Raw genomic sequence first — 13,961 nt, forward strand, 5'->3', positions numbered from 1 at the left:
AGAGGGGTTCGGGTCGATTGTCAGTGGTGCCCCTCACGATGGATACATACGGCCACGGAGCCGTTACACGAGACAGGAGGTTTCGTCATGGCCCACTCGTCCGCAGCAGCCGCACCCCGGCGCCGCGCAGACGGCCCTGCCCCCTCACTGACCGGCCCGGCAAGCGATGTCCACCCCGTTCCGCGCCGCACCACGGCGCCGCCCGCCGCCCTCGATCTGCTCGCCCAGGCCCGCACCGGCCTCGACGAGGCCGCCGTTCTCGATGTGCCGAACGAGCGGTATGCCACCGCCCACCTCGCAGCGCTGCGCACCGCGGCCGCGGTGCTCGCCGCACGGGGCCGCCCGGAGACGTCCAAGCGGCGCCGGGAGCGCATCCGCAGCGCCTGGGAGGTCCTGCCCGAAATAGCCCCCGAGCTGACCGAATGGAGCGCGCTGTTCGCCTCCGGCGCCCGCCGCAGGGCCCGTGCGGAAGCCGGGATACCAGGTGCGGCCAGCCGGCGGGACGCCGACGACCTGCTGCGTGACGCGGCGATGTTCCTGCGCCTGGTCGAGCGGTTGCTGGTCCTCCAGCCGGTGCTCCCGCAGGCCAGGAGGGAGCGGCCCGACGCGGGATGAGGGCGGCGGCGGCGCGAGGCAATAGGGTGGGCATCGCTCGTACCACCTGCACTGTTCACGCTCCGCCGTCAGAGGCGGCACCGTGCCGAGGAGTCATCTGCCGTGTCGGACCAGCTGCGCCCCCGCGCCTCCCTCCGTACCGCCGTGGTCTGGGAGGTCCTCAAGGACGCCCTCGACCGCCGGGTGAAGGCGACCGGCAGGGACGCCCTGGATGTCCTGGACACCGGCGGCGGCACCGGCAACTTCGCGGTGCCGGTCGCTCGTCTCGGCCACCGTGTCACCGTCGTCGACCCCAGCCCCAACGCGCTCTTCGCGCTGGAGCGCCGCGCGGCCGAGGCCGGGGTCGCCGACCGGGTCCGCGGTGTCCAGGGCGACATCCACGGCCTGTTCGAGGTGGTCGAGCGCGGGGGGTACGACGCGGTGCTGTGCCACGGCGTCCTGGAGTACGTCGACGACCCCGCCGAGGGCGTGCGCAACGCGGTGGAGGCGCTCCGGCCGTCCGGTGCGCTCAGCCTGCTCGCCGCCGGGCTCGGCGGTGCCGTCCTGGCGCGGGCGCTCGCCGGTCACTTCACCGAGGCCCGGCAGGCGCTCAGCGACCCGGCGGGCCGCTGGGGCGAAGGCGACCCGGTGCCCCGGCGCTACACCGCGGAGCAGCTCACCGAGCTGGTCTCCGGGGCCGACGTCGAGGTCGGGGCGGTCCACGGTGTACGGGTCTTCGCCGACCTCGTGCCGGGCGTCCTGGTGGACACGGAGCCCGGTGCCATGGAGGCCCTGCTCAAGCTGGAGTCCGCCGCGGCCGAACTGCCCGCCTTCCACTCGGTCGCGACGCAGCTGCACGTTCTGGGCACGAAGCGCGCCTGAGCGCGGTCCGGTCCTGCGGTTGCTCGGCCGCAGCGCGGCTGATCAGCGACGCAGCGGCAGACGGAGTACGCACCAGGCCCCCCGATCGGGGGCTTCGCCCCGTATGATCGGGGGACACCATCCGGCATGACGGATCGGAGGTTGGGGAATCAACGCCTCAGCAGCTGAGCCGTCGTGGCGGCCCGGACTGGCTGATGGGCAAGAAGGCGGGTTTCACGGGGGCGATTCCCTGCCTATCCTGGAAGGGCCGCATACCGGCCGCCCCCCGCGGCCGACGACGAGGAGGACTCCGTGCCGCTCTCGGAGCACGAGCAGCGAATGCTCGAGCAAATGGAGCGAGCGCTGTACGCCGAAGATCCCAAGTTCGCGACAGCGCTCGAGGGAAGCGGGCTGCGTACGTACACCCGGCGACGGGTCTACCAGGCGGTCGCAGGCTTCCTGGTGGGTATCGCGCTCCTCATGGCCGGAATGGTCGCCCAGCAGATCTGGATCAGCGTGGTGGGTTTTCTCGTCATGCTGGGCTGCGCGGTCCTTGCGGTCACTGGTTGGCGCAAGGCGCCCAAGCCGGGCGAGCATCCGGCAGCCGGAGGCGGCGGCGAGCGCAGCCGGCCCAGGCAACGCCGGACCGTGATGAACCGCATCGAGCAGCGGTGGCAGCGCCGCCGCGACGAGCAGGGTCAGTAGACCCTCGAACACACTTGGGTGAGGGGCGGCCGCGTCTTCGCGGCCGCCCCTCACGTGTGCCCGGGACAGGCCATGGCAGGTGGCCGTCGGCCTGACTTCTTCACGGGCGGGCCTTCCACGAGGGCGTGCATGCGTGTCTTCGCGCGGACAGACCCGAGGGAGCCCCGGGTCCGCCCGCATGAACGCACGCTGCGGGGCGAAGGCGGCCGGTCGGCCGGGCCGGCACAGCTACCGGAGCCGTCCCGCGCCCGCGCCCGGTGGCGGGACGCAGACCGCGCCCACACTCACGACTGCGACCGGTGGCGGGAGGCGGACCATGCCCGCGCCCGCGCCCGCGCCCGGTGGCGGGCCGTGGCAGACCGCGCCCCCGATCACCCCTGCTGGCGCGACGGCCGTCGCAGCCACCCCGCCCACCGGTCCCGGCTCCACAGCGCCGTCCACCTGCCGGTGATCGTCGCCCAGCGGTCCGAGGCCGCCCAGATCACCCGAACGGCCGAGCGCGGAGCCACGACCGCTCTGATCCGGGTGAGCCGGTCGGCAGACGCCCGCAGACCGGCTCGTACCGTCTCCACGTCCTCGGCCAGCCCGGTGCTCGCCCGGGGCTCCGGGGCGTAGAGGACCTGCTCCACCGCCCCGGCCACCCGGTGCACCGCGGCGGCCGCATCGGGATCGAGCCGGCCCAGCCGCACCACCCGGGCCGCCGCCTTGCGCGGGGTCCGGGAGTCGTCCGGCTCGATGCCGTGGTCCCAGGCCGTGTCGGTGATCTCCTGCCAGGCCGCGAGCGTTCCGGTCGTCGCGTACACCGGTGTGTGGCCCGGTTCGATGCCGTGGTGCAGGTCGGTGGCGGTGGTGCCCTGTCCCGTGGGCGGCGTGCGCCCGGTGGAGAGACTCAGCCTGCGTCTGCGCGCCCGGAGCCGCCAGAGCAGGGGCAGGAGAAGCAGCGCAAGGATCACCGCGGCGAGCAGGACCAGACCGGCGACGGTGCTCGTCGGTGTCCCGGAATCCGTCGGCGCCGCCGCCCCCGGTGCCGCGGTGCTGCCGCACTCGCCCTGCTTGCGCATCTGCGCCGGGCAGCTGTCCGGGACGGACGGCGCGATCGAGGGAGCCGCCGAGGAGCCCTTCTCCGGCTGGGCCGGGACGTTCGTGTCACTCGCGGGGATGTCCTGCTGGGTGTACGCCGGCGTGCTGCCCCGCGTCGGAGTCGGCTCGAAACGGGTCCACCCGGCGCCCTCGAAATAGAGCTCGGGCCAGGCATGCGCGTCGCGCAGCCCCACCGAGACCGAACCGCCCGACTGCTCGGTGCCGGGAGTGAAGCCCACCGCGACCCGGGCCGGAATACCCAGCGTCCGTGCCATCGCGGCCATCGCGAAGGAGAAGTGGACGCAGAAGCCCTGCTTGTCCTTCAGGAACCGGGTGATCGCAGCGCTTCCGGTGCCCGAGTTCACCGAGGTGTTGTAGCTGAAGCCGCCGTCCGAGGCGAAGTAGTCCTGCAGCTTCACCGCCCGCTCGTAGTCGTTGGCGGCGCCCTTGGTCACCCTGTTCGCGGTCTCCTCGACCACCTTCGGCAGGGTGCCGGGGACGCGGGTGTATTCGCGCCGCAGAGCGGCCGGCGCCGGGCCCGCCGCGGCGAGCTGTTCGGCGGTCGGCTCGACCACCAGACTGGTGACCTGGTACTGCGCACCGCGGGTCGTCTCCCCGCGGTCACCGACGAGCGTCCGTCCCACCGGTTCGTACCGCCAGCGCCCGTCGATCTTGACCTCGGTCGCCGGGTAGGGGAGCGGCAGATAGGTCTGCTGGTAGGAGCGGGACGCGGAGATGTTCGACCTGATCTCCGTGACCGCCACGTCCGGGCCGAGGCCCGCCGGATCCGGGAGCCGCTTCGGCACGTCCTTCAGACGGCGCGTGGAGGGCCGCCACTCGCTCCCGTTGAACTGGTCCAGGGCCAGAATCCGCAGATAGAAGCCCTGTGGGGCGCCGGCATTGGTGCGGTAGGACATCACCTGCCGGTTCTCCGGCTGGTTCAGGTTGTCCTGCAGCGAGACCAGCGGATTCACCGCGGAGATGGTGCCGCCGCCACCCTTGCCGCTCCCGCTGCCACCCGTACCGATCAGCATTCCGCCGTCGAGCGCCGGCAGCGCCGCCGGGACGAGCAGCGAGACGCCCAGCGCCAGCGCGCCGATGCGGCGCCCGGTACGGACCGGGGCCGTCGGCCGGCTGCTCGAAAACGCCGCACCGACCGCCGGACCTCCCGGGGACCTGGTGGCCGCGCCGCTGAAGACCCGCCCCCACTGGGAGAGCCGGTCCCGGCCCTCGGCCAGCAGAAGCAGCAGATAGCCACCGGCCGCCAGCAGGAACCACAGCCAGTCCGCCCCGCCCTCGGACAGCCCCGCGGCCACCGAGTAGAGCGCGAGGAGCGGCAGCCCGGCCGGGGCCGCGCTGCGGAACGTCACAGCGAGGGCGTCCACGGCCAGCCCGACCAGCAGCACACCGCCGATCAGCATCAGCCGGATGCCGTCCGTCACGGGAGCCGGAGCGGCATACCTGCCGACGTCCTCGGCGCCCGACGTCAGCAGGTGCGCGAGCCGCTGGACGGCCTCCGGGCCGGGCAGCAGACCGGCCAGCGCCTGCTCCCTGGCGAACACCACCGTCAGCAGGACCAGCGTGACCAGTGCCTGCGCCGCGACGACCAGCGCACGGGGCACGGGCGCCCGGCGGACGAGCGCACCCATCCCGCTCTGGACCGCCAGCACGAAAGCGGCCTGCAGGATCCACCCGGCCGGCTCGACCAGCGGCAGCATCGAGGCCGCCGCCATCAGCGTCGCCGCAAAGGCGCACAGCGCCAGCCGACCACGACTGCTCATGACCATCCCCCGGAGAAACCTGTCGTGCCGGCCGCGCCGCCGACGGCGGCGGACTGCGCCGCCACGTCCTGGTGCCCCGCCTGTTGCCAGTAGTGGGCGAGACCGGTCCCGGGCGCCACCGCCACAGCCGTCCAGCCCGATTCCCGCAGCAGCCGCAGCCGCCGCTCGGACTCCGCTTCCGCCCCCGCGGGCAGGACATCGCCCTGCACCCAGGCCGCGCTGTCCAGTACGAACGCGACGGCGCCACCGCTGCGCTGCCGCATCCGCGCCGCCACCGCCGCCTGCTCCTCGTCCAGATCACCGAAGAACGCGATCAGCAGACCCTCGTTTCCGCCGCGCAGCACGTCGTACGCGCGCGACAGACCGCTGCCGTCGGAGTGGTCGACCACCGCCAGGGTGTCCAGCATCAGACCCGCCGAATCGGCGGACTCCTGCGTCGACCCGGCGAAACCGCCCGCGCCCTCGCCCGGAACCGCGTTCCCGTCGTCGGTCAGCAGCCGGACGGCGAAGCCGCGCTCCAGCATGTGCATCAGCGCGGACGCGGCCCCGGACACCGCCCACTCGAAGGCGGAATCGGGCCCCGTCCCCTGGTAGGCGATCAGCCGGGTGTCCAGCAGCACCGTGCACCTGGCCCGCTGCGGCTGCTCCTCGCGGCGCACCATCAGCTCGCCGTAGCGCGCGGTCGAGCGCCAGTGGACCCGGCGCAGGTCGTCGCCGTGCCGGTAGCCGCGCGGAATCACGTCGTCGTCACCGGCCAGTGCCAGTGAACGCTGCCGCCCCTCGCCGTACCCCGAGGCCTCGCCGGCCAGCCGCACCGGCGGCAACGGCTCGGTCCGCGGAATGACGACGAGGGTGTCGTACGCGCTGAACGAACGGGTCAGCTCGCACATCCCGAACGGATCGCTCAGCCGCAGCTGCAACGGCCCGAGCGGATAGCGCCCGCGCAGATCCGACCGCACCCGGTAGGACACCTCGCGACGGCCGCCGGCCTCCACCCGGTCCAGTACGAACCGGGGCCGCGGGCCGAGCACATAGGGCACCCGGTCCTGGAGCATCAGCAGACCGGTGGGCATCCGCGACACGTTCTCCATCCGCAGGTGGACCCGCGCCTCCGTGCCCGCAGGGACCCGGGACGGCGCGAGCCGCCGGGTGCCCGCGACGCGGTAGCGGGTGCGGACGAGCACCACCACACAGACCAGCGGCAGTGCGGAGAGCAGCAGCCCGACCCGCAGCAGATCCGCCTGTCCGAGCACATAGGCGCAGATCGCCGCGGCGATACCGGCAGCCAGAAAGGACCGCCCACGGGTGGTCAGCCCGCTCAGAGCGGTCCGCAGACCGCCCTTCCCGTCGCCGTCGTCCATCGCGGCCGGCCCCCCGGCGGCCATCACACCCGCCGTGCGCCGGGCTGCTGCCGGCCGTACGCCGGACGGCCCGGCTGGTGCTGGGGACGGACCTGGGCGACGCCACCGCTCGCGGTCGGAACTGGTGTCTGCTGGAGGATCTCCAGCACGACCTGCTCGGCGGTACGGCGGTTCAGCTGGGCCTGTGCCGTCGGCAGCAGCCGGTGCGCGAGCACCGCGACCGCCAGCGCCTGCACATCGTCCGGCAGGCAGTAGTCCCGGCCGCTCAGCGCCGCGGAGGCCTTCGCCGCGCGCAGCAGATGCAGGGTGGCCCGGGGCGAGGCGCCGAGCCGGAGATCGGGATGGCTGCGGGTGGCCCCGACGAGCTCCACCGCGTACCGCCGCACGGCGTCGGCCACATGGACCGTCCGCACCGCGTCGATCAGCTTGACGATGTCGTGCGCGTGCGCCACCGGCTGGAGGTCGTCGAGCGGCGAGAGACCGCCGTGCACGTCGAGCATCCGCAGCTCGGCGTCGGCACTCGGATAGCCGATCGACACCCGCGCCATGAACCGGTCGCGCTGGGCCTCGGGCAGCGGATAGGTGCCCTCCATCTCCACCGGGTTCTGGGTGGCCACCACCATGAACGGGTCGGGCAGCTCGTAGCTGTGCCCGTCGATGGTGACCTGGCGCTCCTCCATGGACTCCAGCAGCGCCGACTGGGTCTTCGGCGAGGCGCGGTTGATCTCGTCGCCGATCACGATCTGGGCGAAGATCGCGCCCGGTTTGAATTCGAAGTCGCGCCGCTGCTGGTCGAAGATGGACACGCCGGTGATGTCCGAAGGCAGCAGGTCCGGCGTGAACTGAATGCGCCGCACCGAGCAGTCGATGGACCGCGCCAGCGCCTTGGCCAGCATCGTCTTGCCGACCCCGGGGACGTCCTCGATGAGCAGATGCCCCTCGGCCAGCAGTACGGTCAGCGAAAGCCGTACGACCTCAGGCTTGCCCTCGATCACACTCTCCACCGACCTGCGCACCCGCTCCGCAGTCGTGGTCAGATCTGTGAGGCTCGCTCGATCGTCATAGGTCGTCACCCGGCCCTCCTCGGCCCTGCCCCACGCTCACGAGGAGCAGGGGATACCCCATTCACGGGCCGACTCGCGCGCAGCGGTCCGGCCCACCCCGAAACACGGACGCCCCATCCGGAAACGTCCGGCGGGATGTCACATGCGCATTCTTGTTGCCGTTACCGCTTCGTGTCACTCGCCTGTGGACAAGTGGGGGCGATATGCCGGTTTCGGTGGGGTTTTCGGTTCCGGAAGGGCGGCGTCCGGCCGGTCAGGCGGCGGGGAGGATCTCCCGCAGCAGGCCGGTGGTCACGTCGAAGACGAAGCCGCGGACATCGTCGGTGTGCAGCAGGAACGGCGAGGTGCGCACGCGCTGCATCGACTGACGTACGTCCTGGTCGGCGTCCTTGTACGCCTCGACCGCCCAGACCGGACGCTGGCCGACCTCCACCTCCAGCTCCTGGCGGAACTCCTCGGTGATCGACTCCAGGCCGCAATTGGTGTGATGAATGAGTATGACGCTGCGCGTGCCGAGGGCCCGCTGGCTGATGGTCAGCGAACGGATCACGTCGTCGGTTACCACGCCGCCCGCGTTGCGGATGGTGTGGCAGTCACCGAGTGCCAGGCCGAGCGCGTCGTGCAGGTCGAGCCGGGCGTCCATGCAGGCGACCACGGCGACGCGCAGCACCGGCTTGGCGTCCATGCCCGGGTCTTCGAATTCGGCGGCGTACCGGACGTTCGCCTCGACGAGACGATCGGTGACCGTGCCTCCGGTGCGGGCCGGGTCGGCTGCGGGCGCGGAAGGCCCGGCGGGGGAGTGCGCGGAAGTCGACATGGATATGACGTTAGCTTCCGCCCCTGCTCCCGTCGTGCTGTGGGAAGGGACAAAGAACGTCAACGAGACTTGTTGTGAGGTAACCCACAAGCCTCACGATCGTTCGTCCGGGCGGGTGAACAGAGGGCGGGGCGACGCGCAGCCGGGTTGATTGATCGGGAATCGATCGAATGGCAGGGTGGACTAAAATGACGGGAAGTTACCGACACCCTGCACATTCCGAAGATTTCCCCTGTGTGTGCGGCGTACGTACGGGCCGGCCCTCTCCCGCTCGCCGGTCGGCCGGCGCCCCTTCCCCGGCGCCCGCCGACCTCCCCTTCTGAGCGGGTGGGGACCAGGCCGTACGTGCGGCCACACGGGACCTGAGCCTGAGAGGGCGCATGAGCCAGACCCGACACGTCCCGGTGATGCTCCAGCGGTGCCTGGACCTGTTGGCCCCGGCTCTGGAGGCGCCGGGCCCGCAGGCGCCCGTGGTCGTCGACTGCACCCTCGGCCTCGGCGGGCACAGCGAGGCGCTGCTCTCCGCCTTCCCGTCCGCACGGCTGATCGGGCTGGACCGGGACAAGGAGGCGCTGCGGCTCTCCGGCGAGCGGCTCGCCCCGTACGGCGACCGCGCCACTCTGGTGCACGCCGTCTACGACGAACTGCCCGAGGTGCTCGACAGGCTCGGCATCCCGAAGGTCCAGGGTGTCCTGTTCGACCTCGGCGTCTCCTCCATGCAACTGGACGAGGCCGGCCGCGGATTCGCGTACGCCCAGGACGCCCCGCTCGACATGCGCATGGACCAGACGACCGGCATCGGCGCGGCCGAGGTGCTCAACACCTATCCGCCGGGCGAACTGGTCCGGATCCTGCGGGCGTACGGCGAGGAGAAGCAGGCCAAGCGGATCGTCTCCGCGATCGTGCGCGAGCGCGAGAAGGAGCCGTTCAGCAACAGCGCCCGGCTCGTCGAGCTGATCCGTGACTCGCTGCCCCAGGCCGCCAAGCGCACCGGTGGCAACCCCGCCAAGCGGACCTTCCAGGCGCTGCGCATCGAGGTCAACGGCGAACTCACCGTCCTGGAGCGGGCCATTCCGGCTGCCGTTCAGAGCCTCGCGGTCGGCGGCCGTATCGCCGTCCTCTCGTACCACTCGCTGGAGGACCGGCTGGTCAAGCAGGTGTTCGCGGCGGGCGCCGCCACCACGGCGCCGCCCGGACTGCCGGTCGTCCCCGAGCGCTACCAGCCCCGGCTGAAGCTGCTGACCCGCGGCGCGGAGCTGCCCACGGAGGAGGAGGTCGCCGAGAACCGGCGCGCCGCCCCCGCCCGGCTGCGCGGCGCCCAGCGGATCCGCGAGGAGGAGCGGTGAGCGCCCGGCATCCGGGAACCCGGAAACCGGTGAGGCGCGGGGCGGCGCGGTGAGCAGACCGGCCGGGCAGTTGAAAGGGCGCGCGGCGCGGCTCGCCCGGCTGATGCCGGCCGGGCCCAGCAACGCGGCCCGTACCCCCTTCGTCCTGCTGGTCGTGGTACTCCTCGGCGGCGGCCTGATCACGCTCCTGGTGCTCAACTCGGCCCTCAATGAAGGATCGTTCAGGCTGAGCGAGCTCAAGAAACGGACCACGGAGCTCACCGACGAGCAGCAGGCCCTCCAGCACGACGTCGACAACTACTCCAAGCCGGACGCCCTCGAACGGCGCGCCCGCGAGCTGGGCATGGTGCCCGGCGGCAGCCCCGCCTTCCTGAACCCGGACGGCACGGTCCGCGGCGTCCCCGCCGAGACCACCGCCGAGCCCGACCCCGTACCGCCGCAGCCGAAGAGCAGTCCTCCGGCGGCGCCCCCCGCGCCCGCCACCGGCGCCCCGCCCCGGACCACCGCCCCGGCCTCGCCCCCTCCGGGCGCCGCCGCGCCGCCCAGCACCTCCGCGACCCCGCCCGCCGGGCCGCGTACCCCGGCAGACCAGCCCTCGACGAGCCCCGGCAGGTGACGCAGTGCCGCCCAAGGAACCACCGCGCCGCCGGGTCCCCGGCCCCGCGCGCCCGCGCAGCGCCGCAGGCAGCCAGGGGCGCCCGCGGCCCGCGGCCCGCCGCCCGTCCGCCCCGGCGCGACGCCCCCACCCGCCCCGCGGCCGGACCGCGCGCCCCCTGCGGCTCGGCAACCCGCGCCCCCGGCTCCGTCTGGTCAGCCTCGCCCTGACGCTCGTCATGCTGGCGTTCGTCGTCCGGCTGCTCCAGGTCCAGGCCGTCGATGCCAACGCGTACGCGGCCAAGGCCAAGGAGAACCTCTACCTCAGCTACACGATCTCCGCCGAGCGCGGCGAGATCACCGACCGCAGCGGGATCGCCCTGGCCACCAGCGTCGACGCGTACAACATCACCGCCGACCCCTCGATGTTCACGCCCGAGTTCAGCAAGGCCCCCGACGCGCCCCAGCAGGCGGCGGCGCTCCTCGCCCCGATCCTCGGCACCGACGCCGCCGAGCTGACCCGGAAGCTGTCCGGGAAGGGCCGCTACGTCGTCCTGGCCCGCCGCCAGACCCCGCAGGTCTGGAACCAGATCAAGGACCTCAAGTCCGTCTTCGCAGAGAAGGCGGGCAAGGACAGGGCGAGCGGCGGCGCGGGAGCCAATGTGCTGACCGGGATCTTCCAGGAGGCGACCACCAAACGGGTCTACCCCAACGGGGGTCTCGCCGCCGGGATACTGGGATACGTCAACGCCGACGGCAAGGGCGCGGGCGGCCTCGAATCGCAGCTGGACATGGAGCTCGCGGGCGAGGACGGCAAGATCAGGTACGCCCAGGCCGGCGGCCGGCGGGTGCCCACCGCGGGCACCAAGGAGGTCCCGGCCGTCCCCGGGGCCGACATCGAGCTGACCATCGACCGCGACATCCAGTGGGCCGCCCAGCAGGCCATCACCGACCAGGTGAAGAAGTCCAAGGCCGACCGCGGCTACGTGATCGTCCAGAACACCAGGACCGGTGAGGTCCTCGCCATGGCCAACGCGCCCGGCTTCGACCCCAACGACCTCTCGCAGGCCGACGCGGCCTCGCTGGGCAACGCCGCCCTCCAGGACGTCTACGAGCCCGGCTCCACCAGCAAGCTCATGTCCATGGCCGCCGTGCTGGAGGAGGGCGCCGCCACCCCGGGCACCCATGTCACCGTCCCCAACCGGCTGCACCGTGGCGACCGGCTCTTCAAGGACGACATCGACCACCCCACCTGGTACCTGACGCTCAACGGCGTACTCGCCAAGTCCAGCAACATCGGCACCATCCTGGCCACCGGCGAACTGGGCAGGACCCAGGCCCAGGCCAACAAGGTCCTCTACTCCTACCTGCGCAAGTTCGGGATCGGCTCACCGACCGGTCTCGACTACCCGGGCGAGACCCCCGGCATCCTCGCCAAGCCCAAGGACTGGTCGACCTCGCAGCAGTACACGATCCCGTTCGGTCAGGGCCTCTCGCTCAACGCCATGCAGGCCGCCTCCATCTACTCGACGATCGCCAACGACGGGGTCCGTGTCGCGCCCACGCTGGTACGCGGCACCAAGGGCGCCGACGGCCACTACGAGGCCGCCGCTCCACCGGAGCGGACCAGGGTGGTCAGTGCGAAGACCGCCAAGTCGCTCGCCACCATGCTGGAGTCGGTGGTCGGCGACGAGGAGGGCACCGGAACGAAGGCCAAGATCCCGGGCTACCGGGTGGCGGGCAAGACCGGCACGGCCAACCGGGTCGACCCGGTACGCGGCGGCTACCACGGCTACACCGCCTCCTTCGCGGGCTTCGCACCCGCCGACAACCCGCAGATCACCGTCTACTGCGCGATCCAGAACCCGACCAAGGGCAGCTATTTCGGCGGCCAGATCTGCGGACCGATCTACAAGCAGGTCATGGAGTTCGCGCTCAAGACCCTCCAGACCCCACCGTCCGGCAGCGAGCCAGCCCGGCTGCCGGTGTCCTTCCAGCCCGGCGAGTGAACTCGGGGAAACCATCCAGTGACAACCATCACGCCCGATCCCGGGAACCGGAACGGGAACCACCGGAACCCCGGCCCCTCGCTTCGCGAGAGGCCGGGTGCGCCGGGTACGCTCACCGCCGTGCCCCACGCTGATCAGTCCCAAACCACCCAGAAGGCCGCCCCTGTGAACTACCCGGGAGCGCCCCGCCCGGACCGGATCGGGCCGACCGCGCTCGGCGAACTGGCAGCCCGGCTGGGAGTCGAGCCGCCGGGAACCGGCGAGGTCACCGGCATCACCCACGACTCCAGGGCGGTACGCCCCGGCGACCTCTACGCGGCCCTGCCGGGCGCCCGCCTGCACGGCGCCGACTTCGCGGCCCAGGCGGCCGATCTCGGCGCGGCGGCGATCCTCACCGACCCGGCGGGCGCCGAGCGCGCCGCCGCCACCGGTCTTCCGGTGCTGGTCACCGAGGACCCGCGCGGCCGGATGGGCGAGCTCGCCGCCGAAATCTACGGACGGCCCGGCGCCGACCTCCTCCAGATCGGCATCACCGGAACGTCCGGCAAGACCACCACCGCCTATCTGATCGAGGGCGGCTTCCGCGGTGCCGGGCGCGCCACCGGGCTCATCGGCACCGTGGAGACGCGGATCGGCGACGAGCGCATCAAGTCCGAGCGCACCACCCCCGAAGCCACCGATCTGCAGGCCCTGTTCGCCGTCATGCGCGAGCGCGGCGTCGACTCGGTGACCATGGAGGTCTCCAGCCACGCCCTGGTGCTCGGCCGGGTCGACGGCTGCGTCTTCGACGTCGCGGTCTTCAACAACCTCAGCCCGGAACACATGGAGTTCCACTCCGGGATGGAGGACTACTTCCAGGCCAAGGCACAGCTCTTCACCCCGCGGCGCAGCCGGCAGGGCGTCGTCAACTTCGACGACGCATACGGCCGCAGGCTGGTCACCGAGGCGTCCGTCCCGGTCGTCACCTTCTCAGCCGAGGGCCACCCGGACGCCGACTGGCGCGCCGAGGACGTCGAAGTCGGGCCGCACGGCTCCACCTTCGATGTCGTCGGTCCCAAGGGCGAACGGATCACCGCCAGGGCCCCGCTGCCCGGCCCGTTCAACGTCGCCAACACCCTCGCCGCGCTCGTCACGCTCGCCGTCGCGGGCATCGACCCGCAGACCGGTGCCGACGGCGTCGCGGCCGTCCCGGGCGTGCCCGGCCGGCTGGAGCGGGTCGACGCCGGACAGCCGTACCTCGCGGTCGTCGACTACGCGCACAAGACCGACGCCGTCGAATCCGTGCTGCGCTCCCTGCGGAAGGTCACCGAGGGCAGGCTGCACATCGTCCTCGGCTGCGGCGGCGACCGCGACACGACCAAACGCGGCCCGATGGGCGCCGCCGCGGCCCGCCTCGCCGACACCGCCGTACTGACCTCCGACAACCCCCGTTCCGAGGACCCCCTCGGAATCCTCGCCGCCATGCTCGCGGGCGCCGCCGAGGTGCCCGTCCACGAGCGGGGCGACGTCCTGGTCGACGCCGACCGGGCCGCCGCCATCGCCTCCGCGGTCGCCCGCGCCGAGCCCGGTGACACGGTGCTGATCGCCGGCAAGGGCCACGAGCAGGGCCAGGACATCCACGGCGTGGTACGCCCCTTCGACGACCGCGTGGTCCTGCGCGCGGCCATCGAGCGGTCCCTGGGGCACCGGCGCGCCGAGAGCGCCGACCACCGCGCCCACACCCACGAGAACAACAGTCAGGGATGACCA

General features: G+C 72.5%; 11 protein-coding genes. 7 read left to right on the plus strand and 4 right to left on the minus strand.

The features are described 5' to 3' along the window. Positions 1 to 87 precede the first annotated feature (87 nt). The 3 genes from OG611_RS16595 to OG611_RS16605 all read left to right on the plus strand — a co-directional run bounded on the left by OG611_RS16595 (position 88) and on the right by OG611_RS16605 (position 2,160). A complete protein-coding gene (locus OG611_RS16595) occupies positions 88 to 615 on the plus strand; it encodes an SAV_6107 family HEPN domain-containing protein (RefSeq protein WP_266420425.1) in 528 nt (175 codons plus the stop codon). A 102-nt stretch (positions 616 to 717) separates the two neighbouring features. After that, positions 718 to 1,476: a bifunctional 2-polyprenyl-6-hydroxyphenol methylase/3-demethylubiquinol 3-O-methyltransferase UbiG gene (locus OG611_RS16600; protein ID WP_266420428.1), complete on the plus strand. Its 759-nt coding sequence runs from the start codon at positions 718 to 720 to the stop codon at positions 1,474 to 1,476. 291 nt (positions 1,477 to 1,767) lie between these two features. Further along, positions 1,768 to 2,160, plus strand: a complete 393-nt coding sequence (locus OG611_RS16605) for a DUF3040 domain-containing protein (protein WP_266420430.1) — start codon at positions 1,768 to 1,770, stop codon at positions 2,158 to 2,160. 371 nt (positions 2,161 to 2,531) lie between these two features. Here the strand turns inward: OG611_RS16605 and OG611_RS16610 are convergent, their stop codons facing one another. From OG611_RS16610 to OG611_RS16625, 4 genes are all read right to left on the minus strand, one after another. Continuing rightward, positions 2,532 to 5,021, minus strand: a complete 2,490-nt coding sequence (locus tag OG611_RS16610; RefSeq protein ID WP_266420433.1) for a DUF3488 and transglutaminase-like domain-containing protein — start codon at positions 5,019 to 5,021, stop codon at positions 2,532 to 2,534. Further along, entirely contained in the window at positions 5,018 to 6,406 is a 1,389-nt protein-coding gene (locus OG611_RS16615) for a DUF58 domain-containing protein (RefSeq protein WP_266420436.1), read from the minus strand. The genes OG611_RS16610 and OG611_RS16615 overlap by 4 nt, the downstream gene beginning before the upstream one ends. Continuing rightward, on the minus strand, positions 6,406 to 7,455 hold the full coding sequence (locus OG611_RS16620) for a MoxR family ATPase (RefSeq protein ID WP_266420439.1): 1,050 nt from the start codon (positions 7,453 to 7,455) through the stop codon (positions 6,406 to 6,408). The genes OG611_RS16615 and OG611_RS16620 overlap by 1 nt, the downstream gene beginning before the upstream one ends. A gap of 244 nt (positions 7,456 to 7,699) precedes the next feature. After that, entirely contained in the window at positions 7,700 to 8,263 is a 564-nt protein-coding gene (locus OG611_RS16625) for a carbonic anhydrase (RefSeq protein WP_266420442.1), read from the minus strand. A gap of 380 nt (positions 8,264 to 8,643) precedes the next feature. On the opposite strand from OG611_RS16625, the gene rsmH reads away from it, so the two are divergent. Genes rsmH through OG611_RS16645 form a run of 4 tightly spaced genes read left to right on the plus strand, consistent with a single transcriptional unit; the run spans position 8,644 to position 13,958 of the window. Further along, a complete protein-coding gene (rsmH, locus tag OG611_RS16630) occupies positions 8,644 to 9,609 on the plus strand; it encodes a 16S rRNA (cytosine(1402)-N(4))-methyltransferase RsmH (RefSeq protein ID WP_266420444.1) in 966 nt (321 codons plus the stop codon). A 49-nt stretch (positions 9,610 to 9,658) separates the two neighbouring features. Continuing rightward, positions 9,659 to 10,225: a septum formation initiator family protein gene (locus OG611_RS16635; RefSeq protein ID WP_266420447.1), complete on the plus strand. Its 567-nt coding sequence runs from the start codon at positions 9,659 to 9,661 to the stop codon at positions 10,223 to 10,225. A gap of 4 nt (positions 10,226 to 10,229) precedes the next feature. Beyond that, positions 10,230 to 12,212, plus strand: coding sequence for a penicillin-binding protein 2 (locus OG611_RS16640; protein WP_266420450.1), 1,983 nt, complete (start codon positions 10,230 to 10,232; stop codon positions 12,210 to 12,212). 18 nt (positions 12,213 to 12,230) lie between these two features. Further along, complete coding sequence (locus OG611_RS16645) at positions 12,231 to 13,958, plus strand: UDP-N-acetylmuramoyl-L-alanyl-D-glutamate--2,6-diaminopimelate ligase (RefSeq protein ID WP_266420453.1); 1,728 nt, start codon at positions 12,231 to 12,233, stop codon at positions 13,956 to 13,958. Positions 13,959 to 13,961 lie beyond the last annotated feature (3 nt).

Source organism: Streptomyces sp. NBC_01363, from assembly GCF_026340595.1.
Classification (GTDB): domain Bacteria; phylum Actinomycetota; class Actinomycetes; order Streptomycetales; family Streptomycetaceae; genus Streptomyces.